The sequence below is a fragment of the Microbispora sp. H13382 genome (genome assembly GCF_014161445.1).
In the GTDB taxonomy this organism is placed as follows: Bacteria; Actinomycetota; Actinomycetes; order Streptosporangiales; family Streptosporangiaceae; genus Microbispora.
Window position 1 is genome coordinate 128,095 of sequence record NZ_JABBXA010000002.1, and the last position, 24,823, is coordinate 152,917.

At 72.1% G+C, this 24,823-nt stretch carries 27 protein-coding genes, 2 tRNA genes and 1 other RNA gene; 18 read left to right on the forward strand and 12 right to left on the reverse strand.

Annotation, left to right across the window (positions count from 1 at the left end; genetic code table 11):
- Position 1: 1 nt before the first annotated feature.
- From HHX41_RS04355 to ffs, 3 genes are all read right to left on the reverse strand, one after another.
- Positions 2 to 352, reverse strand: a complete 351-nt coding sequence (locus HHX41_RS04355) for a YbaB/EbfC family nucleoid-associated protein (protein WP_079320096.1) — start codon at positions 350 to 352, stop codon at positions 2 to 4.
- A 187-nt stretch (positions 353 to 539) separates the two neighbouring features.
- Positions 540 to 2,720, reverse strand: a complete 2,181-nt coding sequence (locus HHX41_RS04360) for a DNA polymerase III subunit gamma and tau (RefSeq protein ID WP_182904909.1) — start codon at positions 2,718 to 2,720, stop codon at positions 540 to 542.
- A 43-nt stretch (positions 2,721 to 2,763) separates the two neighbouring features.
- Positions 2,764 to 2,859, reverse strand: an RNA gene (ffs, locus tag HHX41_RS04365) — signal recognition particle sRNA small type.
- A gap of 84 nt (positions 2,860 to 2,943) precedes the next feature.
- Between ffs and HHX41_RS04370 the strand changes: the two genes are divergently transcribed.
- Positions 2,944 to 3,029 (forward strand) — tRNA-Ser (locus HHX41_RS04370).
- 98 nt (positions 3,030 to 3,127) lie between these two features.
- Here HHX41_RS04370 and HHX41_RS04375 read toward each other — a convergent pair.
- The gene (locus HHX41_RS04375; RefSeq protein ID WP_182904910.1) at positions 3,128 to 3,853 is read right to left on the reverse strand and encodes an SDR family oxidoreductase; all 726 of its coding nucleotides are present in this window, start codon (positions 3,851 to 3,853) and stop codon (positions 3,128 to 3,130) included.
- 105 nt (positions 3,854 to 3,958) lie between these two features.
- On the opposite strand from HHX41_RS04375, the gene HHX41_RS04380 reads away from it, so the two are divergent.
- Together HHX41_RS04380 and HHX41_RS04385 are read left to right on the forward strand one after the other, a co-directional pair.
- Positions 3,959 to 4,807, forward strand: coding sequence for a LysR family transcriptional regulator (locus HHX41_RS04380; protein WP_169983650.1), 849 nt, complete (start codon positions 3,959 to 3,961; stop codon positions 4,805 to 4,807).
- Positions 4,808 to 4,849: 42 nt separating this feature from the next.
- Positions 4,850 to 5,680 (forward strand): MBL fold metallo-hydrolase, encoded by an 831-nt coding sequence (locus HHX41_RS04385; protein WP_182904911.1) that lies wholly within the window; start codon positions 4,850 to 4,852, stop codon positions 5,678 to 5,680.
- A gap of 44 nt (positions 5,681 to 5,724) precedes the next feature.
- Here HHX41_RS04385 and HHX41_RS04390 read toward each other — a convergent pair whose 3' ends face one another.
- On the reverse strand, positions 5,725 to 7,263 hold the full coding sequence (locus HHX41_RS04390; protein WP_182904912.1) for a phospholipid carrier-dependent glycosyltransferase: 1,539 nt from the start codon (positions 7,261 to 7,263) through the stop codon (positions 5,725 to 5,727).
- A gap of 298 nt (positions 7,264 to 7,561) precedes the next feature.
- Here HHX41_RS04390 and HHX41_RS04395 point away from each other — a divergent pair, with 298 nt between their 5' ends.
- The 4 genes from HHX41_RS04395 to HHX41_RS04410 all read left to right on the forward strand — a co-directional run bounded on the left by HHX41_RS04395 (position 7,562) and on the right by HHX41_RS04410 (position 11,412).
- The gene (locus HHX41_RS04395; RefSeq protein ID WP_182904913.1) at positions 7,562 to 8,419 is read left to right on the forward strand and encodes a neutral zinc metallopeptidase; all 858 of its coding nucleotides are present in this window, start codon (positions 7,562 to 7,564) and stop codon (positions 8,417 to 8,419) included.
- 57 nt (positions 8,420 to 8,476) lie between these two features.
- A complete protein-coding gene (locus HHX41_RS04400) occupies positions 8,477 to 8,773 on the forward strand; it encodes a type II toxin-antitoxin system VapB family antitoxin (protein ID WP_169983646.1) in 297 nt (98 codons plus the stop codon).
- An 84-nt stretch (positions 8,774 to 8,857) separates the two neighbouring features.
- A complete protein-coding gene (locus HHX41_RS04405) occupies positions 8,858 to 10,216 on the forward strand; it encodes an AAA family ATPase (protein ID WP_182904914.1) in 1,359 nt (452 codons plus the stop codon).
- Complete coding sequence (locus HHX41_RS04410; protein WP_182904915.1) at positions 10,213 to 11,412, forward strand: tetratricopeptide repeat protein; 1,200 nt, start codon at positions 10,213 to 10,215, stop codon at positions 11,410 to 11,412. The genes HHX41_RS04405 and HHX41_RS04410 overlap by 4 nt, the downstream gene beginning before the upstream one ends.
- 117 nt (positions 11,413 to 11,529) lie before the next feature.
- On the opposite strand, the gene HHX41_RS04415 is transcribed toward HHX41_RS04410, so the two are convergent.
- The 4 genes from HHX41_RS04415 to HHX41_RS04430 form a co-directional block, all read right to left on the reverse strand.
- Positions 11,530 to 11,614 (reverse strand) — tRNA-Ser (locus HHX41_RS04415).
- Between the two features lie 61 nt (positions 11,615 to 11,675).
- The gene (gene tadA / locus HHX41_RS04420) at positions 11,676 to 12,170 is read right to left on the reverse strand and encodes a tRNA adenosine(34) deaminase TadA (RefSeq protein ID WP_310741771.1); all 495 of its coding nucleotides are present in this window, start codon (positions 12,168 to 12,170) and stop codon (positions 11,676 to 11,678) included.
- Positions 12,167 to 12,649, reverse strand: a complete 483-nt coding sequence (locus HHX41_RS04425; RefSeq protein ID WP_169983643.1) for a tRNA adenosine deaminase-associated protein — start codon at positions 12,647 to 12,649, stop codon at positions 12,167 to 12,169. Before HHX41_RS04425 ends, tadA begins: the two co-directional genes overlap by 4 nt.
- 15 nt (positions 12,650 to 12,664) lie before the next feature.
- Complete coding sequence (locus tag HHX41_RS04430) at positions 12,665 to 13,153, reverse strand: tRNA adenosine deaminase-associated protein (RefSeq protein WP_169983642.1); 489 nt, start codon at positions 13,151 to 13,153, stop codon at positions 12,665 to 12,667.
- A 138-nt stretch (positions 13,154 to 13,291) separates the two neighbouring features.
- Between HHX41_RS04430 and upp the strand changes: the two genes are divergently transcribed.
- The 6 genes from upp to HHX41_RS04460 all read left to right on the forward strand — a co-directional run bounded on the left by upp (position 13,292) and on the right by HHX41_RS04460 (position 17,348).
- Positions 13,292 to 13,930, forward strand: coding sequence for a uracil phosphoribosyltransferase (gene upp, locus HHX41_RS04435; protein WP_169983641.1), 639 nt, complete (start codon positions 13,292 to 13,294; stop codon positions 13,928 to 13,930).
- A gap of 175 nt (positions 13,931 to 14,105) precedes the next feature.
- On the forward strand, positions 14,106 to 14,324 hold the full coding sequence (locus HHX41_RS04440; protein ID WP_169983640.1) for a hypothetical protein: 219 nt from the start codon (positions 14,106 to 14,108) through the stop codon (positions 14,322 to 14,324).
- Positions 14,325 to 14,395: 71 nt separating this feature from the next.
- Positions 14,396 to 14,572 (forward strand): hypothetical protein, encoded by a 177-nt coding sequence (locus tag HHX41_RS04445; RefSeq protein WP_169983590.1) that lies wholly within the window; start codon positions 14,396 to 14,398, stop codon positions 14,570 to 14,572.
- The gene (locus HHX41_RS04450) at positions 14,569 to 15,099 is read left to right on the forward strand and encodes a PH domain-containing protein (protein ID WP_079314254.1); all 531 of its coding nucleotides are present in this window, start codon (positions 14,569 to 14,571) and stop codon (positions 15,097 to 15,099) included. The genes HHX41_RS04445 and HHX41_RS04450 overlap by 4 nt, the downstream gene beginning before the upstream one ends.
- Positions 15,100 to 15,294: 195 nt before the next feature.
- Positions 15,295 to 16,560, forward strand: a complete 1,266-nt coding sequence (locus HHX41_RS04455) for a helix-turn-helix domain-containing protein (RefSeq protein ID WP_259400691.1) — start codon at positions 15,295 to 15,297, stop codon at positions 16,558 to 16,560.
- A gap of 98 nt (positions 16,561 to 16,658) precedes the next feature.
- Positions 16,659 to 17,348, forward strand: a complete 690-nt coding sequence (locus tag HHX41_RS04460) for a FadR/GntR family transcriptional regulator (RefSeq protein WP_169983638.1) — start codon at positions 16,659 to 16,661, stop codon at positions 17,346 to 17,348.
- A gap of 125 nt (positions 17,349 to 17,473) precedes the next feature.
- On the opposite strand, the gene dnaN is transcribed toward HHX41_RS04460, so the two are convergent.
- The 3 genes from dnaN to HHX41_RS04475 form a co-directional block, all read right to left on the reverse strand.
- Positions 17,474 to 18,565 (reverse strand): DNA polymerase III subunit beta, encoded by a 1,092-nt coding sequence (dnaN, locus tag HHX41_RS04465; RefSeq protein WP_169983637.1) that lies wholly within the window; start codon positions 18,563 to 18,565, stop codon positions 17,474 to 17,476.
- A 68-nt stretch (positions 18,566 to 18,633) separates the two neighbouring features.
- Positions 18,634 to 19,281 (reverse strand): response regulator transcription factor, encoded by a 648-nt coding sequence (locus HHX41_RS04470; protein ID WP_169983636.1) that lies wholly within the window; start codon positions 19,279 to 19,281, stop codon positions 18,634 to 18,636.
- A complete protein-coding gene (locus tag HHX41_RS04475; protein WP_182904917.1) occupies positions 19,272 to 20,768 on the reverse strand; it encodes a sensor histidine kinase in 1,497 nt (498 codons plus the stop codon). The genes HHX41_RS04470 and HHX41_RS04475 overlap by 10 nt, the downstream gene beginning before the upstream one ends.
- A gap of 132 nt (positions 20,769 to 20,900) precedes the next feature.
- Between HHX41_RS04475 and HHX41_RS04480 the strand changes: the two genes are divergently transcribed.
- The 5 genes from HHX41_RS04480 (at position 20,901) to HHX41_RS04500 (ending at position 24,820) form a co-directional block, all read left to right on the forward strand.
- Complete coding sequence (locus HHX41_RS04480; protein WP_182904918.1) at positions 20,901 to 21,776, forward strand: ABC transporter ATP-binding protein; 876 nt, start codon at positions 20,901 to 20,903, stop codon at positions 21,774 to 21,776.
- Positions 21,773 to 22,522 (forward strand): ABC transporter permease, encoded by a 750-nt coding sequence (locus HHX41_RS04485; protein ID WP_182904919.1) that lies wholly within the window; start codon positions 21,773 to 21,775, stop codon positions 22,520 to 22,522. The genes HHX41_RS04480 and HHX41_RS04485 overlap by 4 nt, the downstream gene beginning before the upstream one ends.
- 117 nt (positions 22,523 to 22,639) lie before the next feature.
- On the forward strand, positions 22,640 to 23,422 hold the full coding sequence (locus tag HHX41_RS04490) for a helix-turn-helix domain-containing protein (RefSeq protein ID WP_182904920.1): 783 nt from the start codon (positions 22,640 to 22,642) through the stop codon (positions 23,420 to 23,422).
- Positions 23,423 to 23,516: 94 nt separating this feature from the next.
- On the forward strand, positions 23,517 to 23,981 hold the full coding sequence (locus tag HHX41_RS04495) for an SRPBCC family protein (RefSeq protein ID WP_182904921.1): 465 nt from the start codon (positions 23,517 to 23,519) through the stop codon (positions 23,979 to 23,981).
- A 104-nt stretch (positions 23,982 to 24,085) separates the two neighbouring features.
- Positions 24,086 to 24,820 carry a metallophosphoesterase gene (locus HHX41_RS04500; protein WP_182904922.1) on the forward strand — a complete coding sequence of 245 codons (735 nt, stop codon included), beginning with the start codon at positions 24,086 to 24,088 and terminating at the stop codon, positions 24,818 to 24,820.
- Positions 24,821 to 24,823 lie beyond the last annotated feature (3 nt).

A 24,823-nucleotide genomic window follows, 5' to 3' on the forward strand; every position in this document is an offset into this window, starting at 1 on the left:
TCTAGAACCCCGGCAGCTGGCCGCCGAGGCCGCCCCCCAGTCCCTGCGCGAGCGGGCCCAGCTTCTCCTGCTGCAGCTCCCCCGCGGCGCGTACGGCGTCCCGCACGGCGGCCAGCACGAGGTCCGCGATCGTCTGCGCGGTCTCCTCCGGGTCGCTCGCGTCGATGGCCAGCGGGCTGATCTCGAGTTCGAGAAGCTCGCCGCTGCCGTTCACGGTGGCGACGACCAGGCCGCCCCCTGCGCTGCCCTCCACTTCGGCGTCGCTGAGCTCCTGCTGCGCGGTGACGAGCTGCTGCTGCATCAGCTGAGCCTGCTCCAGCAACTGCTGGAGGTTGACATCCCCTGGATTCACGATGGTTGCGCTCCTCAGCGTCCAGCGACATGTTCGTCGCGACCGAGCCTACGGTGTCGCCCCGGTTTCCGCACCGGCGCGGCGTGCGTGTTCCGCGCGGGTCTCCGGCCTGTCGCGGGCGGACGGACACCGGTTACCCAACCAGTGTCCGTCCATGCGGCGGCCGTCCCTCCGGCGGGGAAGGCGCTCAGGAGTGATCGATCTCCTCGATGACGCGGCCGCCCAGCTCACGCTGGATCAGGGCCATGCCGGACAGCTCGCTGACGTCCGCGTCGTCGTCGTTGAGCGGGTCCACGTCGTCGTCCGGGCGGGCGGCCCCGCCCGTACGGCCCGGCACCGTCTCCGGCCAGGCCTGCCGGGGTCCCGTCTGGGCGGCGGCCCTGGCCGCCGAGCGCGCCGCGGCCAGCCCGGGGCCTGGCGCCGACCGCGAGGGCGGGGACGGGGAGGACGGGGACGGCGCGTCGTAGTCGTCGGACGGCGCGTCCGGCCACGACTCGTCGGTCGCCGCGGGCGCGGCGGCCTTCCGCTCCGGAGCGGGGGCGGGCGTGGCGCCTGTGGGCGGCATGGCCGTCGGAGCGGGCGTGGGCTGCGTGGCCTGCGGGGACTTCGCGGGCTGCGCGGCCGGCGCGGAGGGCGGAGCCGGTGGAGGCGGCGTCTGGGGGGCGGGAGGCCCGGCCGGCCCGCGGGTGGCGGGACCGGCCGGGCCGGGACCCGAGCCGCCGACCACCACATCGACGCGCCAGGTGCCGCCGAGCACGTCGCCGAGTGCGGCGGCCACCACCTCGTCGCGCTTGCCCTTGAGGAAGCCCTGCACGTCGCCCGGCTTCTCGAAGCCGACGGTCACGACGTTGCCCTCGACGCCGAGCAACCTGCCCTGGGCGTTGAGGATCATCCAGGCCACCCGCTGGCGGTTCTTGATCGCTTCGAGCACCTGCGGCCAGGCCTGCTGCACCGGCCCTCCGCCCGCCGCGGGCGCCTGGGCCTGCGGCGCCTGCGAAGGCGGTGCCGCAGCCGACCCGGAGCCGGGCCGTACGGGGGTGGGCCAGTCGTCGGCGCTCCGGGCGGCCGCCTGAACCTGCGGTGCGGGAGCCGGGGCGGGGGCCGGGGTCGGAACAGGGGCCGGAGCCGGAGCAGAAGCCGGGGCCGGAGGAGCGGCCACGGCCGGCGCCGGAGATGCCGCCGGTGCGGGCGCGGCGGTGTGGATGCCGGCCGCGACGCCGCGCTCCAGCCGTTCGAGCCGCGTCAGCAGCGCCGCCTCGCCCTGGTCGGCCCCGGGCAGCAGCACGCGGGCGCACATCAGTTCCAGCAGCAGGCGGGGTGAGGTCGCGCCGCGCATCTCGGTCAGCCCGGCGTTGAAGACCTCGGCCGCCCGGGTCAGCTCGGCGGGGCCCATGGACGCCGCCTGCGCCTGGAGGCGCTCCAGTTCGTCGGCCGGCCGGTCGAGCAGGCCGCTGCCGGCCGCCTCGGGGACGTTGGACAGGATCACCAGGTCGCGGAAGCGCTCGAGCAGGTCCGTGGCGAAGCGGCGGGGGTCGTGACCGCCCTCGATCACCCTGTGCACGGCGTGGAAAACGGCCGCGCCGTCCCGCTTGGCGAACGCGTCGACCACCTCGTCCAGCAGGTCGCCGTCGGTGTAGCCGAGCAGGGACACCGCCCGCTGGTAGGTGATGCCGGAGTCGTCGGCGCCCGCGAGCAGCTGGTCGAGGATCGACAGCGTGTCCCGGGCCGATCCCGCTCCCGCCCGTACGACCAGCGGTAACGCGGCCGGCTCGTACGGCACGGACTCGGATTCGAGGATCTCCTCCATCAGCCGCTTCAATGTGGCGGGCGGCATGAGCCGGAAGGGGTAGTGGTGGGTGCGGGACTTGATCGTCCCGATGACCTTCTCGGGCTCGGTGGTGGCGAAGACGAACTTGAGGTGCGGCGGCGGCTCCTCCACCAGCTTCAGCAGCGCGTTGAAGCCCTCACGGGTGACCATGTGGGCCTCGTCGATGATGTAGATCTTGTAGCGCGCCGAGACGGGGGCGAAGAAGGCCCGCTCGCGCAGGTCGCGGGCGTCGTCCACGCCACCGTGGGACGCCGCGTCGATCTCGATCACGTCGAGGTGGCCCGGCCCGGTGGGGGCCAGCGCCACGCAGGACTCGCACTCGCCGCAGGGGTCGGGCGTCGGACCCTTCTCGCAGTTCAGGGAGCGGGCGAGGATGCGGGCGCTGGAGGTCTTGCCGCAACCGCGCGGGCCGCTGAAGAGATAGGCGTGGTGGATCCGGCCGCTGCGCAACGCCTGGCGCAGCGGGTCGGTGACGTGCTCCTGCCCCTTGACCTCGGCGAATGTCCCGGGCCTGTACTTGCGGTACAGCGCAAGACTCATGCCGCCTCCTCGGGGGGTCGACCCGGCCGGCGTACCCGCTAACTGAAGAGACCCCTCGCACACCCGCCAGAGCCCGCTTATCCTTGCTGCCTTCCGGCCCTGGGGAGGTTCACAGGATGACGCCGCGCGAGGGGTCCTAGGACAGTCTAGCCACTCGGCGGGTGTGCGCGGGCCGTGTCGCAACACGTCGAAACCACACGGGAAGTGAGCTAAGCTGTCCGACGGAGGATTCGCCTAGTTGGCCTAGGGCGCACGCTTGGAAAGCGTGTTGGGGGCAACCCCTCAGGAGTTCGAATCTCCTATCCTCCGCGCTTGGTTGAGCAGCAAGAACGCGAAAGGCCCGGTCCATCCAGCCGGGCCTTTCGTGTGTCCGGACCTCGACCTGAGCCGGTCACCAGGGCACCGAATCACCAGGGCACCGGGCCGTCGTCCTCGAAGAACCCGCCCGTCGGGCCGTCGTCGGGCAGGGTCGCGAGCCGGATCGCGATCGCCGCGCCCTGCTCGGGGGTACGGACGCCGCGGAAGCCGTTGAGGTCGGTCGCGCAGAAACCGGGGCAGGCGGCGTTGATCAGGATGTTCGTGTCGCGCAGCTCCTTGGCGTACTGGACCGTGACGGCGTTGAGGAACGTCTTCGACGGCGCGTAGGCGACGGCGATCGGGCCCGTCTCGGCGCCGGCGGTGGTCTGCCGGGTGAGTGAGCCGACGGTGCTGGACATGTTCACGATCCGCGGCGACGGCGAGCGGCGCAGCAACGGCAGCATCGCGTTGGTGACGCGGATGACGCCGATCACGTTGGTCTCCACGGCCTCCCGCACCGCCGCGAGGTCGGCCGTCGTGGGCATCTGTGCCGGGCCGCCGGTTATCCCGGCGTTGTTGACGAGCACGTCCAGGCGCCCCGCGCGCTTGTCGACCAGCGCGGCGGCCGCGGCCACGCTCGCGTCGTCGGTCACGTCGAGCGGCACGCCGAACGCGTCGACGCCCGCCGCGCGCAGCTTCTCCACCGCGGCCTCCCGGCGCTCCTCGTCCCGGGCGCCGACGCCGACACTCCAGCCGAGAGCGCCGAGGCCGGCCGCGATCTCGTACCCGATCCCCTTGTTCGCGCCGGTGACCAGCGCGACGGTGTTTTCGCTCATGCGTCTCATCCTGTCCGCGACCACGGCGGAACCTCCAACACCGATCGGGTGGGCCGCGATACCTCCCGGGTATCGATCCTGGCGGCCGGGAGATAGCGTGACGGTATGGAGACGCGAGAGCTGCGCTACTTCGTCGCCGTCGCCGAGGAGCTGCACTTCGGACGGGCCGCGCAGCGGCTCGGGATGGCGCAGCCGCCGCTGTCGCGGGCGATCAGTCAGCTCGAACGGCGGCTCGGGGTGACGCTGCTGGAGCGCACCAGCCGCTCCGTCACACTGACCGAGGCCGGGTCGGTGCTGCTGACCGAGGGCCGGGCGGCTCTCGACGCGGTCGAGGCCGCCGAGCGACGTGCCCGCCGCGCCGCGCTCGCCGCGACCGGCCGCCCCGGCCTGGTCCTCGTCACGAAGGCCGGAGCGGCCGGCGAGCTGCTGCCGAAGCTGCTCGACGCGTACGCCGCGGAACCCGGCGCGGTCGCCGTCGACGTGCTCCTGTGCGGCATCGGCGAGCAGGAGCGGCTGCTGCGCGACGGGCGGGCCGACGTGGCGCTGCTGCACCGGCCGTTCGACTCGACGGCCGGGTTCGACGCCGAGGAGCTGTGCACGGAGGGGCAGGTCGTGGTCCTGCCGGCCGGGCATCCGCTCACCGCCCGGGCACATCTGCGGATGGCCGACGTCACCGCGCTGCCCGGACTGCCCCTGCCACGCTGGCCCAACCTCGACGGCACGTACCCGGACGGTCCCGGTCCGCAGGTACGGGACCATGCGCAGCTTCTCCAGCTGATCGCGCTCGGCCGGGCTTCGGCGGTGCTCCCGGAGTCGTGCCGGGCCTATCTGCGCCCCGACCTCGCCGCGGTGCCGGTGCTGGACGCTCCGGCGGTGACGACGGTGATCGCATGGCCGCCGCACAGCCGCTCCCGGGCCCTCGCCGGGCTGGTCCGGGTCGCGACCCGCCTCTAGCCGTCCTTGCCTCGTGTCTACGTGAACAGGATCGTGGGTCGAATGGAACAGATCGACTTCCCTCGCTGGATCCACGGCTCCGAGTCGGCCAAACACAACACCGATCCGGACATCCAGGTGCACCGGTACGACGAGCACACCTTCGTCCTGCGCCAGAACAAGGCGATCAACTACGAGGCGCCATTCATGTTCCTGCTGTTCGGGAACGCCCGGGCCCTCCTGCTGGACACCGGCGCGACCGCCTCTCCCCGGTTCTTCCCGCTGCGCCGGACCGTGGACGCCATCGTGCGGGGCTGGCTGGACGAGCACCCCCGTGAGGGATACGGGCTGCTCGTCGCCCACACCCACGGTCACGGCGACCACATCGCCGGGGACGGCCAGTTCTCCGGCCGCCCGGACACGGTGATCGTGCACCCCGCGCCGGAGCGCGTGCGCGAGTTCTTCGGCCTCGGCGACGACCTGGACGTGCCCGTCCCCCTCGATCTCGGCGGCCGCGTCCTGGACGTGCTGGCGAGCCCCGGGCACCACAGGTCGGCGGTGACCTTCTACGACCGGTCCACCGGCCTGCTGCTGACGGGTGACACGGTTTACCGCGGCCGGCTGTACGTCGAGGACTGGCCGGCGTTCGAGCGGACCATCGACCGCCTGGTGAAGTTCGCCGCGGACCGGCCGGTCAGCCACGTGCTCGGCTGCCACATCGAGATGACGAACGTGCCGGGCGTGGACTACCCGATCCGCACGACGTATCAGCCCGACGAGCCGCCGCTGCAGATGACGGTCGAGCACCTGCGCGAGATCCGCGACGCGGTGACGGAGATCGGCGGGCGCCCCGGCATCCACGTCTATCCCGATTTCATCGTCTACGCCGGCTGATCCGCGCTCAGGGACCCGGCGGCGGTCACCGACGTGTGGAGCCGCTAAATCCAGCCGCGCAGCAGCATGCGGCTCAGCCAGACGTCGTACGGCACGGGCACGGCGGTGAGCACGGGCGACAGCCACCAGAAGTTCACCAGCGCGAGCAGCGTGAACGCGCCCACCAGCGCCGCGCCCGTGGAGCGCCGGGCGTTCGGGGCGCCCGGCGGCCCGAGGACGAGCCCACACGCCAGCACGATCGCGAGGATCATGAACGGCACCGCCGGGAGCAGGTAGAACAGGTACATCGTGCGGTTGTCGGCCAGCGCGAAGTAGAACCACGGCAGCCAGCCCGCGGCGTAGGCGAGCAGGACGGCCCCCGCCCGCCAGTCGCGGGTCGCCGCGTACCGGACCACCATCGCGAGCAGCGCGAGCAGCGCGGCATACCAGATCACCGGGGTGCCGGTCCCGAGGATCGCCTGCGAGCAGGACGCCGCGCCGCACGTGCCGCGGGGCGACTGGTAGAAGAACAGGGTCGGCCGCAGCAGCAGCGGCCATCCCCAGGGGTCCGACTGATAGTCGTGGTGCGCGCTCAGCCCCTGGTGGAAGCCGAACACCTGGCTCTGGTAGTCCACCAGCGAGCGCATCGAGTCGAAGACGAAGTAGGCCCAGCCGTTCGAGGTGGCGCGGTCCCAGTTCCGGCCCCACCCACCGGCCGAGGCGAACCATCCGGCGAACGACGCGACGTACACGGCGAGCGGCACGGCCCCGAGCCAGGCGAGGCCCGGCGGCCAGTCGTGGCGGACCGCCTGCCGGTACGGCCGGCGCAGGCCGACGGCGCGCCTGGCCCCGCAGTCCCAGACGAGGGCCATGATCGCGAATGCCACGACGAACAGCAGACCGGTCCACTTGGTCGCCGCCGCCGCGCCCAGGCACAGACCTGCCGCCAGCCGCCAGGGCCGCGGGCCGAGCCGGGGGGCCGGCCCGGTCAGGGCGGAGGTGCGGTACCACTCCGTCAGGCGGGTGCGGGCCGCGTCCCGGTCGGCGACCAGGCAGGCGAAGCCCGCCAGCACCCAGAACGTGAGGAAGACGTCGAGCAGCGCCGAGCGCGACAGCACGAGGTGCAGGCCGTCCAGCGCCAGCAGCAGGCCGGCGAGGCAGCCGAGGAGGGTCGAGCGGGTCATCCGGCGGGCGGTCCGCGCCAGGACCAGCACGCTGAGCGTGCCCGCGAGCGCGGCCGCGCAGCGCCACCCGAAGGGCGTCAGGCCGAACAGCCACTCTCCCGCGCCGATCAGCCACTTGCCGAGCGGGGGGTGGGCGACGTAGGCGGCGCACTCCTCGAACGTCCCGCACGTCTTGAAGACGTCCGTGCCGCCGCGCAGGATCGCCCGGTCGGCGTCGTCGGCGAAGTGCCGCTCGACGCCGAACCTGATCAGCGAGTAGGCGTCCTTGGCGTAGTAGGTCTCGTCGAAGACGAACGCGTGCGGGGTGCCGAGTCGGTCGAACCGGAGGAACCCCCCGAAAGCGGCCACAACCAACGGGCCGAGCCACCCCCGCCCGCCCGGGATCGGCGGCACCAGCCGGGGTAAGGCGCTCCGAGCCACGCGGTGATCCTAACCCGGCAAATTATGATGATCGGGGCAAGACGGATCCGGCATGGCGTGATCGCCTGGCATGATCACCCTTATCCGGGGCAGTAGCCCTCGGCGAGCGAAGCGGGAAACACCGAGCGAGCCGGAGGGGCGCGCCGCCGGTCTGGACTGAGGAACGCGCGGGAGCGAAGCGACCAAGCGTGACGAGGGAGGCGTTGAATTGCGCGCCTCCGGCACGACCAGGCGGGTGCGAGCGCCCCGACGAGCGAAGCGGGAAACAGAGACGGGAACCCTACCGGGAGCGTCGCAGATGGATTTCGATGACCGAGCGCAGCTCGACACCTCACAGGTCGAGGACGTCGGCGGTGGAGGCGGCTTCCGCGGCGGAGGCCTGGCCATCGGCGGCGGAGCCGCCGGCATCATCGCCCTCATCGTGGCACTGATCTTCGGCATCAACCCCGGCGACATCACGGGCGGCGGCGAGCCCGCCGGCCTGCAGCCGACCAGTGATCTGAGTGCGCAGTGCAAGACCGGCGCCGACGCCGACCAGTCGGAGAAGTGCCGGGTCGTGGGCGTCGTCAACAGCATCCAGAAATACTGGAGCGAGCAGATCCAGGGGTACACCGGCGCGAAGACCACCCTGTTCTCCGGCGGGGTGCAGACCGGCTGCGGCGCCGCGGACTCCTCCGTCGGCCCCTTCTACTGCCCTCGTGACCAGCACGTCTACCTGGACCTGTCGTTCTTCGACGAGCTGCAGTCGCGGTTCGGGGCCAAGGGCGGCCCCTTCGCGCAGGCGTACGTGATCGCCCACGAGTACGGCCACCACGCGCAGGACCTGCTCGGCACGATGAACCGGGTCGGCCAGGACCAGGGCGCGGAGAGCGGCTCGGTGCGGCTCGAGCTGCAGGCCGACTGCTACGCGGGCGTGTGGGCCAAGAACGCGGTGGACACCGGCTTCTACGCCGAGCCGTTCTCCGACGCCGACATCAAAGAGGCGCTCAGCGCCGCCGCGGCGGTAGGCGACGACCACATCCAGGAGCAGGCCCAGGGCAGGGTCAACCCGGACGCGTTCACGCACGGCACCTCGGCCCAGCGGACCAAGTGGTTCACGAACGGCTACTCGTCGGGTGACCCGGCGCGCTGCGACACCTTCTCGGGAAGCATCTGAGAAACCCCGGAGGAGCCTCGGACGCGAGTCTTTGCGTCGTCTTCTAAACTACGTACCGTGATCTTTAAGTTGGTCGGCGACGGACGGCCCTATCCCGAGCACGGGCTGTCGTCCCGGGAGTGGGCGCAGATCCCGCCCAGGCAGGTCCGGCTCGACACGCTGATCACCACGAAGGCTGTGCTGGACCTGCACTCATTGCTCGCCAAGGACTCGACCTTCTACGGCGACCTTTTCCCGCACGTGGTGCAGTGGCAGGGCGAGCTGTACCTGGAGGACGGCCTGCACCGGGCCCTGCGCGCCGCGCTGCACCAGCGTTCGGTGCTGCACGCCCGCGTGCTGGAGCTGCAGGGCTGACGGCGCAAGATCGGACTGTCTGACCGCTTCGGTAACCTTACGGTCATTTGACGTGACCTGATCCCGACAGAAGGGAGCCGGGCGGTGCTCGACGACGCCGGACTCCACGCCCTCCGCGAGGCGGCTCGGCTGTCCCCGGACAACCTTCCCCTGCGGCGCCATCTCGCCGAGCAGCTTCTGGCCAAGGGCTACCTCGCCGAGGCGGAGGCCGAGTTCCGCGCCGCCCTCGTGCTGTCGCCCCAGGATCCGGACGTCGTCGCCGGCCTCGCGGAGGCGTTCGTACGGCAGAGCGCCCACGGCCCGGCGCTGTCGGTGCTGGAACCGCTCCTGGCGGAGCCCGACCACGCGCCACGCCTCGGGGTGATCGCCGCCAGGGCGCTGCTGGGCGAGGGCGACGTGGCCGGCGCGGCGCGCCGGTACCACGACGCGGTCTCCCGCGACCCCTCGCTGTCCGACCCCGATCTGGCCGCCCGGCTCGCGCCGCAACCCGTCCCGTCCCCTCCGCCACAGGCCGCCCCGTCCGGCGCGCCGTACTCGGCCGGGGGCGCCGACGCGGAGGTCGAGCGCTCCCGCGTCAGCTTCGCCGACGTCGCCGGAATGGAGGCGGTCAAGGACGCGCTGCGGATGAAGCTCCTGCTCCCCGTCCAGCAACCCGAACTGTTCGCCGCGTTCGGCAAGCGGGCGGGCGGCGGCGTGCTGCTGTACGGCCCGCCGGGCGCGGGCAAGACCCACCTGGCCAGGGCGGCGGCGGGCGAGCTCGGCGCGGCGTTCGTCAACGTCGGGCTGGCCGACATCCTGGACATGTACATCGGCTCCAGCGAGCGCAACCTGCGGGCCACGTTCGAGATGGCCCGCCGCAACCGGCCGTGCGTGCTCTTCTTCGACGAGGTCGACGCGCTCGCCGCGCGCCGGTCGGACATGCGGCAGGCGCACCATCGCCAGCTGGTCAACCAGTTCCTCGCCGAGCTCGACGGCGTGGACGAGAACGCCAACGAGGGCGTCCTGGTGCTGGCGGCCACCAACGCGCCCTGGTACATCGACGTGGCGTTCCGGCGTCCCGGGCGGTTCGACCAGCTGGTGTTCGTGCCTCCGCCCGACCCCGCGGCCCGCGCCGCCATCCTGCGCATCCTGTGCCGCGACAAACCGCTGGCCGAGATGGACTTCGACGCGGTGGCGAAGGTGACGGACGGGTTCGTGGGCGCGGACCTCAAGGGTGTGGTCGACCGGGCGGTGGAGAGCAAGCTCCATCAGTCGATCAGCGCTGGCCGTCCCCTCCCGCTGACGACGCACGACCTGCTCGCGGTGGCCCGGGCGACGAGGCCGACGGCCGTGAAGGAGTGGCTCGGGACGGCGCGCAACTACGTCCTGCACGCCAACGACTCCGGCGCCTGGGACGAGCTGATGCCCTGGATCGACGGCAAGCGCGGCAACGCCAGGTGGTGACCACCGCGGCCTCGCTCGATCGGGCGCGGACGCTCCTGGGGCTGAGCCGCCCGGCGGAGGCCGAGCGGGAACTGCGCGGCCTGCTCGCCCAGGAGCCGGAGAACGTCGACGGGCACGCTTTCCTCTCCGTGGCGTTGACCCGGCAGGGCAGAGCGGCAGAGGCGATCGGCGAGGCCGCCGAGGCCGTACGGCTCGCCCCGGACCACTGGTTCCCGCACTACGTGAGCGGGCACGCGTACCACCGGGCGGGTAATCCGCACGAGGCCGTCGCCGCCGCGCGGACGTGTCTGGCGCTCAACCCCGAGCACGCGCCGACGTGGGAACTGCTGGCCCGGGCGCACGTCTACGTCGCGCAGTGGCCGCAGGCGGCCGGCGCGGCGCGCCGCGGGCTCGCCGTCGAGCCCGAGAACGCCGATCTGGCCGCCCTGCTCGCGCTGGCCCTGACCGGGCACGGCGACGCCGCCAGGGCGAAGGAGGCCGCCGGGCGGGCCCTGGGACTTGACCCCGAGAGCGCCATGGCCCACCTCGCGTACGGGCGCGCGCAGCTCGCCTTCGGCTCGCCCGGCGAGGCCGCCCGCGCGTTCCGCGAGGTGCTCCGCCTGTCTCCGGGCTTCGACCAGGCGAGGGACCTCCTGGTGGCGGCGCTCAAGCGGCGCAACCCGGTCTACCGCCTGCTCGCGCGGCTGCGCGGCACGTTCTCCGGCGGATGGCGGATGCTGTTCCTGCTGCCCGCCGTGCCTCCGGTCATCGCCCTGTTCGTCCTCATCGCGCTCCTGCACTGGGCGGCCTGGGTCGCCGAAGCGGTCACCACCCTGCGCCTGGCCCGCGCCAGGGCGACCCGGTTGCTCTTCGACGGCGCGCAGGCGCGGGTGGCCCTCGTGTGCTGCTGCCTGCCCGCCGCCGGAGCGGCACTGCTCGTGACGGGCGTGGCGACCGCCCAGGAGGCGGTGGGAGTGGCGGGCGCGGCGGTCATGGCGCTGGTCACCCCCGTTCAGGAGGCGGCGCACACGGGCGCGCCCCGCGCCCGCGCCGTCCTGTACGGCTACGCGATCCTCCTGGGACTGGCCGCCGCCCTGGCGGCGCTCCTGTCCTCCGCCACCGCCGCGCTGCTCGCCGCCTATGCCGGGCTGGCCGGGATCTGGGTGGCCGCGGGCGTACGGCGGCTGGCCGGGACCCGGGCGACGAACGCCCTCTGACCGGCCCCTGAACTTTGACCGGCCCTGAGCCTTGATCGGCCCCTGAACATCGATCGGCCCCTGAACGCGGAAGAGCCGCCGGCCCCTGTGATCGGGATCGGCGGCTCTTCCATCGAGCGGTGGAGGTGGGATTTGAACCCACGGTAGGTTGCCCTACACACGCTTTCGAGGCGTGCGCCCTCGGCCACTAGGCGACTCCACCGCGCAGCAGCTTACCGGACGAACACCACTGCGCGCGCATCCGTTTCCGTCCGCCCGCCCGGTCAGGCGCGGCGGCCGGAGAAGAACTCGGTCAGCACGGCCGCGCACTCGCCGGCCAGCACGCCCATGACCACCTCGGGCCGGTGGTTGAGCCTGCGGTCCCGCAGGACATCCCACAGCGATCCCGCGGCCCCGGCCTTCTCGTCCACCGCGCCGTACACCACGCGGTCCACCCGGGCGAGGACCGCGGCGCCGGCGCACATCGTGCAGGGTTCGAGCGTCACGACGAGGGTGCAGCCCGTCAGGCGCCAGTCGCCGATCGCGGCCGCCGCCGCGCGCAGGGCGAGCACCTCGGCGTGAGCCGTGGGGTCGGCGCTCGCCTCGCGGTCGTTGCCCGCCGCGGCCAGCACCTCTGCCGGTACCACCGAGCCGGGCCGCGACGGGCCGAGCACAACGGCGCCGACCGGCACCTCGCCGCGCCCGCCCGCACGTACGGCCTCCGCCAGCGCCAGCCGCATGGCGGCCTCGTACGCCTCCGCCTGCGGCGAGCCGGTCACCGCAGGCGGTCGAGCTCGTCGGCGAAGCCGAGCCGTTCGGCGATGAGGGAGAGGATGTCGGCGGGCAGCACACCCTCCTCCATGCTGAGCTCCACGAGCTCCTCCGCGCTCAGCGAGAAGTCGCCGAGCAGCTCGAGGTCGCCCACCGGGCGGATGCCGAGGTCGGGCGCGTCCTTGTCCACCACGGCGCCGGCGAGCTCGGCGAAGATCTCCCCGAGTGAGTCGTTCTGCACGGCGTGCGCGTCGGAGATGAACACGCGAGGGTCGAGGTCGTCCTCATAACGAACGATCGCGAACCACTCGTCCTCGACCTCGACGCAGAGCAGGGCGAGCTCGTCGCCGCTCAGCCCGAGCGCCTCCTGCAGGGCGTCGCTCAGGTCGTCGGCGATCTCGGCCTCGCCGAGGTCGACCTCGGCGCCGGTCCAGCGGCCGTCGATGCGGGCGAAGCCGGCGGAGAAGAGGTTGGATCTGGAGGGCATTGCCGTCTCCCCAGGTCAGCCGATGGCGGCGTCGACGGCGCGTTCGAACGGCTGGGAGAAGCCCAGCCGTGCGGCGATGCTGGACAGGACCTCGTCGGGCAGCAGGTCGAGGTCGCCGGACAGCGCGCCCAGCTCCATCTCGTCGAGCCCGAGGTCGGCGAAGATGGACAGGTCCCCGGCGGGCAGCACGCTGTCGAGCTCCTCCTCCTCGGGCACAGGCACGTCGAGGTACTCGAGGACCTGCTGCGCCAGCGGCCACTCCCAGGCGGCCGTGAGGTCCGAGAGGAAGACGTCCACCTGCTCGCCGAAGACCCGTAACGCCACGAAGAAGTCATCCCCTACGGCGACCATGCCAATCGTGGTGCCCATGCTGGGGGTCTGGCGGAGGGCGTGAATGAGGCCGTCCAGGTCGGAGGTCAGCGCCACCGGGAGCATCTCCGCCTCCCAGCGGTCCTCCTCGCGATAGACGACGATGGCGAAGTCAAGAGTGTCCACGTCTGTCATCGTCTTCCCCACCGCGCGCTCTTCACGCAGGCAATCGTCGCAGAATCGGAGTCCCACCGTACGGCGCTCACTCCAAATCGTGATCAAAGACTCAGCCGGCGTCGAGGGTTCGCCCAGGAGAGGGTAACTTTTGTCCCCATGGAGACCCTCGTCGTCGACCACCCGCTCGTCGCCCACAAGCTCACCACTCTCCGCGACGTGCGGACCGACTCGCCGACGTTCCGCCGCCTGGCCGACGAGCTGGTCACCCTGCTCGCCTACGAGGCCACCAGGGACGTGCGGGTCACCGACGTCACGGTCGACACGCCGCTCACCCCCGCCAGCGGCGTACGGCTGGCGCGGCCCGCGCCGCTCGTGGTCCCGATCCTGCGCGCCGGGCTGGGGATGCTCGACGGGATGACCCGGCTCCTGCCGACCGCCGAGGTGGGTTTCCTCGGGATGATCCGCGACGAGTCCACGCTGCAGGCTCAGACGTACGCCACCCGGCTGCCGGAGGACCTGTCCGGCCGGCAGTGCTACGTGCTCGACCCGATGCTCGCGACGGGCGGCACCCTCGCCGCGGCGATCCACTTCCTGTTCGACCGCGGGGCCCGGGACGTCACCGCGATCTGCCTGCTGGCCGCCCCCGAGGGCGTCGCGTACCTGGACGAGGCGTTCCGCGGCGGCGACCGGCCGATCCGGGTGGTCACGGCCGCCCTCGACGAGCGGCTGAACGAGAACGGCTACATCGTGCCCGGGCTCGGCGACGCCGGCGACCGCCTGTACGGCGTCGTCTGAATTCCCCGCGCCCTGGATTCCCCCCGCTCTGATCCCCCGCGGTTTGATTTCCCTTTCCTTTCGGCGCGGTCCGTCCACATCTCACACGTGGTTACACAGCGCGCCCGGTAGGGTACTCACTGTGATGACGACGTCACCTCGCGCTCTCGCGAGCGGCGCGCCACCAGGGAGAGCGATGATCCAGCATCCGGCCGGCGAGCACTACGAACAGCTCGAGGCCCTGCTCAGGGACGAGTTCGCGGAGGTTCATCCTCCCGCGACGGTGACCCGGTGCGTTCAGGCCGCCCACCACGGCGCCATCGAGGTCACCGGACACGCGCACCCCGCACTGGTCGAGCGCATCGCCCGCAAGCACCTGCGGGTGCTGGCGACCGCCGCCGCGGAGCGGGGATGACGCCGTCGATCGCTCAACCCGTTCGCGGTTAGCCGCTTTACCAAACGGGGCGTCTGGGTAATGTATTAGTCATGGGAGTGGTGACGGCGGTGCAAGCGAAGAAAGTCATCAAGTGGACGCTCATCGTGTCGGCAGGTTTCTACCTGCTCACAAGACCGACTGACGCGGCCCAAACGGTCCACGGAGCCTTCAACGGAATCGTCAGCGCGGCCGACTCGATGGCGCAGTTCTTCGCCACCCTGACATGAGACTTGTGACCCACGGGGACTCCGCCCCGTCGTCGGTCAACCGTTACCTCCTCCCCCACGAACACCAAGTCATCATGGTGCGGCGCCACCCCGCCGTGCTCCTGCGCCCGGTCGCCGAGATCTTCGGTGGGCTCATCCTCGCCGGAGTCCTCAGCAAGTTCCTCAGCGACAACGGTGCGAGCCAGGCCCTCGCCCTCGTCTGGTGGGCCTGGCTCCTCCTGCTGGTCCGTTTCGTATGGAAGGTCGCGGAGTGGTCGGTCGACTACTTCGTCGTCACCTCCCAGCGCATGCTTCTCACCACCGGCCTCATCACGCGCAAGGTCGCGATGATGCCCCTGAGCAAGGTCACCGACATGAGCTTCCAGCGCTCGCTCCTCGGCCGCATGCTCGGCTACGGCGAGTTCGTGATGGAGTCGGCCGGCCAGGATCAGGCTTTGCGTACCGTCCCCCACATCCCCTATCCCGAGACCTTGTATCTCGAGGTCTGTCAGATGATCTTCCCCAGCAAGGATGGGGACGACGACTGACGGCGGTCCGACCGTCCGGTATCTCGTCACCGTGATCGAACCTTCACCGTCGTGATTCTTGACGGAGGGTTACACGATTCGGTCGCTTCGTGCCATTATGGCGACACTATTGACCCTTCCCCCGCCCTGTGAGATCAGATGCCGAGTCAGGGAACCATCGGTGACCGCGTCCGCGGATTGCGGTTGAGCAGGCGCATGTCGCAGGCCCAGTTGGCCGGACCCGACCTATCCGACAGTTACGTCTCACTCATCGAGTCCGGAAAGCGGACGCCAACGCCGGTAGTCGCCCGGCTGCTTGCCGAGCGGCTCGGTTGCACCACCGAGTTCCTGCTCCACGGGATAGAACCCCGGCAGCGCATCGACACCGAGCTCGGCCTCCGACATGCCGAGCTCGAGTTGTATCACGGTGATCCCGCCGTGGCGGCCGACCGCTTCGGCGAGATCGTCAAGGCGGCGGGCGAGGACAACGCGATGCTCTCCGCCCACGCGCGGCTCGGTGTGGCGCGGGCGCTGGAGGCCCAGGGCCGCGTCGGCCGGGCCGTCGAGGCGTACGAGCGGCTACGCCGCGAGGCCACCGCGCACCCCGAGCGCCTCGCCGACCTGCCCTTGACCATCGCGCTGTGCCGTTGCTACCAGCGGGCCGGCGACCGGCTTCGGGCGCGGGACCTCGGCGCACACGCGCTCGGCCAGGTCGACCGGCTCGGCGTGATCGAGGGCGAGCTGGCCGTGGCGCTGGCGCTGGCGCTGGTCGAGGCCGAGACCGGCCTGCCGTACGTCGAGCGGGTGCTGTCGACGGCGGGCCCGGAGCTCGCCGGCGACCGCAGCACGGAGATCCTCGCGCTGTGGCAGGCCAGCGTGACGGCTGCCGAAGGCGAGGACTCGGCGCTGGCCGTGCAGCTCGCCGAGGACGCCCTCGCCGCCGGCCGCCCGGCCCGGATCGCCGTCCGCCGCGCCCGCATCGCGATGCACTGGGCTCGCCTCACCGCGACGAATCCCGAAGGCGCCGATTTGGACCGAGCCAACGCGCTCGCGAGGTCCGCGGCCGAGGTCTTCGCGGAGTTCCCGGCCGAACGGCAGGAGCACGCGCGGAGCCTTGTGGTGCTGAGTTCCGTACGGTTCCGGATCGGAGACACGGAATCCGCAGCCGAACTCGCCGATCGGGCACTGCATCTGTTGGACGGCGTCACGGGGACCACCGCGGCCACCGCGAACATGGTTCTGGCCGAGATCGCGTTGGCACGGTCCGAAGATCCGGCTCCCTTGCTGAACCGGGCACACGACCTGCTGGACGGCGTGACGCCCGACCGGGAGACCGCCCGGGCCTGGCGCACGCTCGGCGACCTCTGGGGCCAGGCCGGCGCCCTCGACCGGCAGTCAGGGGCATATCGTAGAGCCCTGGAAGCGGTCGGGATCCGGGTGAACATTCCGGGCTCCATGACCACGACGGTGCTCGCTCGATAGCCTCCCGGGGCCTCCGGACTTGTTCTGGAGGCTCTGGAATAATAAGGGTCTACCACTCATTCCATCATCGGATGATTGGCAACCCAAAGGAGGCTGACGTGAGCCTGCGGACGGCGCAGCGGGCGTCTCTCGTGGACCAGGTGATCGACCAGCTCAAGGAGCAGATCACCTCCGGCTCCTGGCAGATGCATGCCAAGATTCCCACCGAGACGGTGCTCGCCGAGCACCTCGGAGTCGGCAGGAACACGGTTCGTGAGGCGGTCCGCGCCCTGACCCACGCCGGGCTGCTCGAATGCCGCCAGGGCGACGGGACCTACGTGCGGGCCACCAGCGAGCTGTCCGGCGCGATGGCCAGACGGCTGCGGGCGGCCGAGCAGTTGGAGATCCTCGAGGTCCGTCGCGCCCTGGAGGTCGAGGCGGCCCGGCTCGCGGCGACGCGGCGGACCGACGGCGACGTCGCGTCGATCGAGGCCGCGCTGGCCGCGCGGGAGAAGGCGTGGTCGGACGGCGACCCCGAGGCGTTCGTCGAATCCGATCTCGCCTTCCACGTGGCGGTCGTGGAGGCCACGCACAACAGGGTGCTGATCGACCTCTACGTCGACTTCTCGGCGGCGCTGCGCGCGAGCATCGCGGCGGCCGGCGGCTCCCTGGAGCAGAACTACATCCCCCACGACGCGATCGTGCGCGCGATCGTCGCCGGCGACGCCACCGCGGCCGAGCGGGCCGGCCACGCGTGCATGGAGCACATCCTCATCGCCCTCACCGACTCCGCCACCCTCACGTCCTGAGCCTCACCTCCTGAACCCTCCGCCCGGCGGGTCCGTTCCCCACGGCGCCCGCGGGGCCCTAATCAGGAGAGCACAGTCAGGTAAGCACGGTCAGGCGAGCGGTAAGCGCGGTCAGGCGAGCACGGTCAGCCGAGCCGCAGCGACATGACGAGGTAGCGGAACCCGGGGTCCTCGCCCTCGTCGGTGATCAGCGCGGGACGGGTCGGGGATTCCATGTGGATCCGTGCCCGCTCGGTCCCGACGCCTTCGAGCCCGTCGAGCAGGAAGTGGGGCTGGAAGGCGATCTCGATGTCCGGCCCCTCGAGCTCGGCGTCCACGATCTCCGAGCCCCTGCCGATGTCGCCGCCCCCGGCCCTGATCTGCACCTGCCCCTGCGAGAACGCCAGCCGGACCGCGGTGTTGCGCTCGGCGACCAGCACGACCCGCTTGACGGCCTCCACGAACGGCGCCACCGCCACGTCGGCGTGGATGCCCCACTCGCCGGTCAGCCGGGAGCGGTAGTCGATGAACTGGTCGTCCAGCAGCCGGACGGTGGTCGTGCGGCCCTGGCTCTCGAAGCCGGCCACGTTGTCGCCGAGCCCGATCGCCACCTCGCCGCCGCGCAGCGACCGGGCCACCTCGACCAGGACCCGCGCCGGCACGACCACGCCGTGCCGCACGTCCTCGCGCTCGGGGTGCCACAGGAACTCGCTCGCGGCGATGCGGTAGCGGTCGGTGGCGGCCATCGCGACCCGCACGCCCTCGATGTCCACCCGGACGCCCGTCAGCATGGGCAGCGTGTCGTCGCGGCTGGCGGCGGCCGCGACCTGCCGGATCGCGTCGGCGAACACGCCGCCGCCCACGGCGCCGACCTTCGGCGGCATCGGCGGCATCGCGGGGAAGTCCTCGTCGGGCATGGTGAGCAGATTGAACTCCACGCTGCCGCAGGCGAGCACCGCCTCGGACCCGCTCGTCGCGATCTCGACGGGCCGGGCGGGCAGGCTCCGGGTGATCTCGGCCAGGACCTTGCCGGGGATCAGCACCCGCCCCGGCTCGGCGACATCGGCCTCGACGTCGGCCCGGGCCGACACGTCGTAGTCGAAGGCGGACACCCGCAGGTCGTCTCCCGCCTCCAGGAGCAGGCCCGCGAGAACGGGCACCGCGGGCCGGGCGGGCAGCACCCGGGCCGCCCACGCCACCGCGTCGGCCAGGACGTCGCGGTTCACCTGGAATTTCATGCCGACCTCCTGCCTGCGCCACGACTCGCTGTCCAAAGTAGCGGGCCGCACTGACAATCCCAGTGGCGCTACTTGCTGTTGAGGAAGGCGAGCACCGCGAGGACCCTGCGGTTGTCGTCGTCGGAGGGCGCCAGTCCGAGCTTGCCGAAGATGCTCGCCGTGTGCTTGCCCACCGCGCTGTCGCTGAGGAACAGCCGCTGCCCGATCGCGGCGTTGGACCTGCCCTCCGCCATCAGTTCCAGCACCTCGCGCTCCCTCGGGGTGAGCCGGCCGAGCGGTTCGTTGCGCGCGTTGCTCGCCAGGAGCCGGGCGATCACCTCGGGGTCCATCGCCGTCCCCCCGCCCGCGACCCGGCGTACGGCGTCGACGAACTGCTCGCCGTTGAACACCCGGTCCTTCAGCAGGTAGCCGACGCCGCCGGACCCGTCGGCCAGCAGCTCCCTGGCGTACAGCTGCTCGACGTGCTGGGACAGCACGAGGACCGGCAGCCCCGGCACCTGCCGCCGCGCGGCCAGGGCGGCCTGCAGCCCCTCGTCGGTGAAGGTCGGCGGGAGCCGTACGTCCACGACGGCCACGTCCGGACGCTCGCCGACCAGCGCCGCGAGCAACTCCGGGCCGGACTCGACCGCCGCCACCACCTCGAAGCCGTGGGCGCGCAGCAGGGCGACCAGGCCCTCCCTCAGCAGGTGCAGGTCCTCCGCAAGAACTACCCGCACCCGCCGCCCTCCGCTTCCCTGCTCCGCACCGTCGTCGCCAGCGCGACGGCCAGCAGGCCGCCACCGAGCGCAATCATGCCGACGATGACCGGCCACTGGAAGGGCTCGGCCACGTACAGGCCGAGGAACCAGGACTTCACCGGCGATCCCACCAACTTGAACACCATCGCGACCAGCCCCTGCGGGAACAGCGCGATCGGCCACAGCGCCCAGCAGATCCGGCCGAAGTAACGCCACGCCGACACCGGCGCCGACCGCACCCGGAACGCCCGCGGCAGCTCTATGACGGCCGTGGTCGGACCGCCCACAGGGCTGTTCACCGCGAGGACGCCGTCGAAGGCCCCGAGCCTGCGCTCGATGCCGTGCAGACCGGTGCCGCGCTCGGGGTCCGCGCCGCCCTGGCCGTCGTCGGTCACCGTCACGCGCAGCGCCGGGCCCTGCGCGCTCACGTCCACCCACGCCTCGGTCGCGTCGCCGTGGCGAGCGGCGTTCGCCAGCAGCTCGCTGACCGCGAAGTACGCCGCGGACTCCAGCGGGGCGGAGGCGCGCTCCGGCAGGTCGACCGTGACGTGGACGCGCAGCGGACTGTCCAGGGCGAGGGCGCGTACGGCGTCACCGAGACCGCGCTCGGCCAGCACCGGGGGATGGATGCCGCGCACCAGCCGCCGGATCTCCTGCAGCGCGGTCGCCGAGGCCTCACTCGCCTTGCCGAGCAGCGCCCGGGCGGCCTTCGGGTCGCTTTCCAGCAGTTGCTCGGCCGCGCCGATCGTCATGCCGATCGCGACGAGGCGGGCCTGGGCGCCGTCGTGCAGGTCGCGCTCGATCCGGCGCAGCTCGGCGGCCTGCGAGTCGACGACCTCGGTGCGCGCCGCGTCCAGGCGGCTGACCTGCTGGGCCAGCCTGGCCTTCTCGGTGGGCCCGAGCAGCGCGGCGGCGATCCCGCTGTGCGCGCGCACGGCCCACGGGGCGTACCAGTACGCGGTGCTCACCGGCAGCAGGATCCAGGCCGCGCCCGCGGGGTCGCCCGCGACCAGGCGGACGGCGCCGTACGCGGTCGCGAGCAGCGGTGCGGCGACGAGCAGGCCGCCCATCCACAGATCCCCCATCAGGAAGGCGAAGTCGCGCCAGGTGGCCGGATCCTTGGTCATCCAGTTCCACCGCTTGTTGAAGGCCGGGATCGTGGGCTTCTTGTAGAGGGTGCGGCCGTCCCGGTACCAGCCGTCACCCTGCGGGACCGGTGGGGGCGGCGCGGGCAGATAGGGCTCGTCGATCGATATGCCCGACCATCGCGCGGCCAGCCCGCGTTGCATACGGGTCACGGCCCGCGCGAGCCGTACGGCCGGCGGGAAGACGACCACCAGGCCGACCAGGAAGGTGAGCAGCACGGCGGCCAGCATCACCAGGCCCGCGACCTGTCCCAGCAGAGCGAGACCGGCGAGGGCGACGCCCCGGCCGAGGGCGACGAGAGTCGGGCGAGCTGAGGTCATGCACCCAGTTTGCGGGCTTCCGCCGGGCCGGCACAGTGGCCCGGGCCACCCGATGGGGGTGGGGGAAAGTGCACCCCCGCCGGGTCCGCAGACGCATTCCGGGCCGCCCGCCCGCTTTCTAGCGTCGTCGGCATGGCAATCATCACCGTGGACCACCTCCGCAAGACGTACGGAACGCGGGTGGCGGTCGAGGACGTGTCGTTCTCCGTGGAGGAGGGCGAGGTCTTCGGCATCGTGGGCCGCAACGGGGCGGGGAAGACGACGACGGTCGAGTGCGTCGCCGGGCTCCGGACCCCCACCTCGGGCACGGTCACCGTGGACGCGGACCTCAAGGAACAGGTCGGCGTGCAGCTCCAGGAGTGCTCGCTGCCCGACAAGATCCGGGTCGGGGAGGCGCTGGCGCTCTACGCCTCGTTCTACTCCCGCCCGGCCGATTGGCGGGCCCTGGCCGAGGAGGCCGGGCTCGACCTCCGCGCGCCCTTCGCGAAGCTGTCGGGCGGGCAGCGCCAGCGGCTGTCGGTCGCGCTCGCGCTGGTCGGCAGCCCGCGCGTCGCGATACTCGACGAGCTCACGACCGGCCTCGACCCGCGGGCCCGCCGCGAGACCTGGGACCTGGTCGCCCGGATCAGGGACCGCGGCGTGACGGTCCTGCTCGTGACCCACTTCATGGAAGAGGTGGAGCGCCTGTGCGACCGGGTCGCGGTCATCTCCCGGGGACGCGTGCGGGCGGTCGACACCCCCGCGGGGCTGGTCGCCCGCGCGGGCGGCGAGCAGCGCCTGGTCTTCCACACCGGCGAGCCCGTCGACGGCCTTCGGGCGCTGCCCGAGGTGACGTCCGTCGTCGTGACCGCCGACGGGGACGACGCGGAGGTCACGGTCACCGGCACCACCGACCTGCTGAGCGCCGTCACCGCCGTGCTGCCCCCCGCCCGGATGCGGGACCTGCGCATGGAGCGCACCACTCTCGACGACGCGTTTCTCGTTCTCACCGGCCAGGAGGAGTCATGACGAAGGCATTCGGAAAGCTCGCGGCGGTGGAGGCCCGGCTGTTCCTCCGCGAGCCCGCGGCCGTGTTCTTCGTGATCGTGCTGCCGGTGGGGCTGCTGCTCGCGCTCGGCGGCACGATTCCCGGCTTCCGGGACGCGGACCCGTCGCTGGGCGGGCAGCGCTTCGTGGACGCGCCGTTCACGGGCATGATGATCCTGCTGTCGATCGTGACGCTCGCGCTCAGCGCGCTGCCGTCGGCCCTGGTGCTCTACCGGGAGCGCGGCGTGCTGCGGCGGATGTCCACCACGCCGGTACGGCCCGGATCCCTGCTGTCCGCCCAGTTGCTCGTCAACGTGGCGGTGTCGGTGGTGGCGACCGCGCTGACGCTGATCGTGGGCCATTTGGCCTTCGGAGTGCCGCTGCCCAAGGCGCCCTGGGCGTTCGCGATGGTCTTCGTCCTCGGCTCGGTCGCCATGCTCGCCCTCGGGCTGCTGCTCGCCGCCGTGGCGCCGAACTCCCGGGTCGTCCAGGGCGCGGGGGCGGCCCTGATGTTCCCCCTGCTCTTCCTCGCGGGGATGTGGCTGCCCCGGCCGCTCATGCCCGAGGTCCTGCTCCGGATCAGCGACTTCACCCCCACCGGCGCCTTCGGCCAGGGCCTCGTGGACGCCCTGGGCGGGCACGCCCCCCAGCCCCTCCACCTCGCCGTACTGGCGGGCTGGGCGCTGGCCGCCGGCCTCGCCGCGGCCCGGCTGTTCCGCTGGCAATGACGCGGTCCCCGGCCTGAAGGCCGGAGCACTGCGGACGATCCCGGTAGCCGCCGTCGGCCCCGCGGCTACCTCAGGGGTAATCGCCGGGCCGATCGGCGAGCGGATAGCGTCGGGGTCGTGACCGTCGCCACGCTTCATCAGCGGCCGTTCGGCGAGCTCCTGCGTCAGTGGCGCGAGCACCGGCGGCTGAGCCAGCTCGAACTGTCCAACCAGGCCGAGATCTCCACGCGGCACATCAGCTTCCTGGAGACCGGCCGGGCCACTCCCAGCCGCGACATGGTGCTCCACCTCGCCGAGCATCTCGATCTTCCGCTCCGCGAGCGCAACCACCTGCTGCTGGCCGCCGGATACGCCCCCGTCTACACCGAGTCGCCGCTCGACTCGCCGGGCATGGCCGCGGTGTACGACGCGGTCCGGCGGCTGCTGTCGGCCCACGACCCCTATCCGGCCGTGGTGGTGGACCGCGCCTGGGACCTCGTCGACGCCAACGAGGGCATCTCCCTGCTCGCGGACGGGATCGACCCCGACCTGCTGAGCAACGTGCTGCGGGCGAGCCTGCACCCGGAAGGGCTCGCCCCGCACATCCTCAACCTCGGGGAGTGGCGGGCGCACCTGCTCGGGCGGCTGCGCCGGCAGATCACGCTCACCGCCGATCCCCGGCTCTCCGAGCTGTACGCCGAGCTGCGCGACTACCCCTGCGACCAGCCCGAGCCCGAAGTGGAGCTGCCCGGCCCCGGGGACATCCTCGTGCCGCTGCGGGTGCGGCGGGGCGGGCGGGAGCTGTCGTTCTTCAGCATCGTGGCGACCTTCGGCACCCCGCTCGACATCACGGTCTCCGAGCTGGCCATCGAGTCGTTCTATCCGGCCGACGCCGCGACGGCCGCCGTCCTCCTTTCGTGATCAACCGGCGTCCGCTCGGCGATGCGGCCCTGCCACAATTCCCCCATCGAGCCAGGCCCGAATCAGGGGAAGGCCGGGGTGGGGGGAGAGCAGGGTGCCCACACGGGTGCTGACCAACACGTTCCACGTGGACGCCGCGCCGGAGGAGGTCTTCGAGCACCTCACGACGCCCGAGAGCTACATAGGCCTGTCACCGCTCGTGGTCGCCGTGCGGGACGTCGACCGGTCCGAGCCGGGGGTCGTGCGGTACACCTCCGTCGAACGGTTCCGCTTCCTCGGCCTGTCGTACGACAACCCGATCGCCGTCACGCTGCTGACCGAGCGCACGGCCGGGGGACTGTCCGTACGCGGGCAGGTGCGCAGCCCCGGCGGCGTACAGCTGGGCTACCGGTTCGACCTGTTCCCGCAGGACGGCGGCACCCGGATGGACGACCGGCTGGACGTGAGCGCGTCCCGGTTCCTGCTGGGCTTCGCGGCGGGCCAGGCGCGTAAGGTCCAGCTCGCCCGGGCCCGGATCCTCGCCGAACGGCTCTCCGGGCGGCCCGCGAACGGCTCCTGAACGATTTCACCGGATCCGGGTGCCCGTCACACCGTTTCACCACCCTGACCGCTGCCCTCTCGCGTGAGAAGCTGGAGTCCCCCACCATCGCCCGGAGGTAGCACATGCTCGTGCTGGCGCACGTCAGCGACATCCACATCGACGGAAGCGAGCGGAACACCTCGCGCGCCGCACGCGCGCTCACCTACGCCCGTTCGCTGCGGCCCGACGCCATCGTGCTCACCGGCGACCTGGCGGACCACGGTGCGATGGAGGAGTACGAGATCGTCCGCGAGCTGATCTCCGGCGACGACGTGCCGCTCGTGCTGTGCCCCGGCAACCACGACGCGCGCGGCCACCTCCGCAAGGTCCTGCTGGAGCAGGACGGCGACCACCCGGTCAACCAGGCGCTCAACCTCGACCACGCGACGATCGCGCTGTGCGACTCCAGCATCCCGGGCCGGCCCGAGGGCGCGCTGGACGACGACACCCTGGCCTGGCTCGACTCCGTGCTCGCCGCCACGCCCGGCGTGCCGGCCTTCGTCGGCATGCACCACCCCGCCGTCCCCCTCGGCATCCCGTACGTGGACGGGATCCGGCTCGTGCGGCCGGACGGACTGGCCGAGGTCCTGGGCCGCCACCCGCACGCCATCGCGGTGCTGGCCGGGCACGCCCACACGGCGGCGGCCACGACGTTCGCCGGGCTGCCGCTGCTGGTCGCGCCGGGAGTGGTCAGCACCGCGCTGCTGCCGTCCGAGACCCCGGCACACCCGCCGGTCGACCACGACCTGCCGCCGGCCATCGCCCTGCACGTGCTCGACGACGGCCGGATCACCACCCACTACCGGCCCGTGCCCTGACCA

What these genes read in the sequence shown, in the direction of transcription:
- HHX41_RS04425 (WP_169983643.1), bottom strand. Translation starts at nt 12,649, where the DNA reads ATGCCCTCCAGATCCAACCTCTTCTCCGCCGGCTTCGCCCGCATCGAC.
- HHX41_RS04475 (WP_182904917.1), bottom strand. Translation starts at nt 20,768, where the DNA reads ATGACCTCAGCTCGCCCGACTCTCGTCGCCCTCGGCCGGGGCGTCGCC.
- HHX41_RS04375 (WP_182904910.1), bottom strand. Translation starts at nt 3,853, where the DNA reads ATGAGCGAAAACACCGTCGCGCTGGTCACCGGCGCGAACAAGGGGATC.
- HHX41_RS04445 (WP_169983590.1), top strand. Translation starts at nt 14,396, where the DNA reads ATGGGAGTGGTGACGGCGGTGCAAGCGAAGAAAGTCATCAAGTGGACG.
- HHX41_RS04430 (WP_169983642.1), bottom strand. Translation starts at nt 13,153, where the DNA reads ATGACAGACGTGGACACTCTTGACTTCGCCATCGTCGTCTATCGCGAG.
- dnaN (WP_169983637.1), bottom strand. Translation starts at nt 18,565, where the DNA reads ATGAAATTCCAGGTGAACCGCGACGTCCTGGCCGACGCGGTGGCGTGG.
- HHX41_RS04485 (WP_182904919.1), top strand. Translation starts at nt 21,773, where the DNA reads ATGACGAAGGCATTCGGAAAGCTCGCGGCGGTGGAGGCCCGGCTGTTC.
- upp (WP_169983641.1), top strand. Translation starts at nt 13,292, where the DNA reads ATGGAGACCCTCGTCGTCGACCACCCGCTCGTCGCCCACAAGCTCACC.
- HHX41_RS04395 (WP_182904913.1), top strand. Translation starts at nt 7,562, where the DNA reads ATGGATTTCGATGACCGAGCGCAGCTCGACACCTCACAGGTCGAGGAC.
- HHX41_RS04480 (WP_182904918.1), top strand. Translation starts at nt 20,901, where the DNA reads ATGGCAATCATCACCGTGGACCACCTCCGCAAGACGTACGGAACGCGG.
- HHX41_RS04380 (WP_169983650.1), top strand. Translation starts at nt 3,959, where the DNA reads ATGGAGACGCGAGAGCTGCGCTACTTCGTCGCCGTCGCCGAGGAGCTG.
- HHX41_RS04360 (WP_182904909.1), bottom strand. Translation starts at nt 2,720, where the DNA reads ATGAGTCTTGCGCTGTACCGCAAGTACAGGCCCGGGACATTCGCCGAG.
- HHX41_RS04450 (WP_079314254.1), top strand. Translation starts at nt 14,569, where the DNA reads ATGAGACTTGTGACCCACGGGGACTCCGCCCCGTCGTCGGTCAACCGT.
- HHX41_RS04440 (WP_169983640.1), top strand. Translation starts at nt 14,106, where the DNA reads ATGATCCAGCATCCGGCCGGCGAGCACTACGAACAGCTCGAGGCCCTG.
- HHX41_RS04500 (WP_182904922.1), top strand. Translation starts at nt 24,086, where the DNA reads ATGCTCGTGCTGGCGCACGTCAGCGACATCCACATCGACGGAAGCGAG.
- HHX41_RS04385 (WP_182904911.1), top strand. Translation starts at nt 4,850, where the DNA reads ATGGAACAGATCGACTTCCCTCGCTGGATCCACGGCTCCGAGTCGGCC.
- HHX41_RS04455 (WP_259400691.1), top strand. Translation starts at nt 15,295, where the DNA reads ATGTCGCAGGCCCAGTTGGCCGGACCCGACCTATCCGACAGTTACGTC.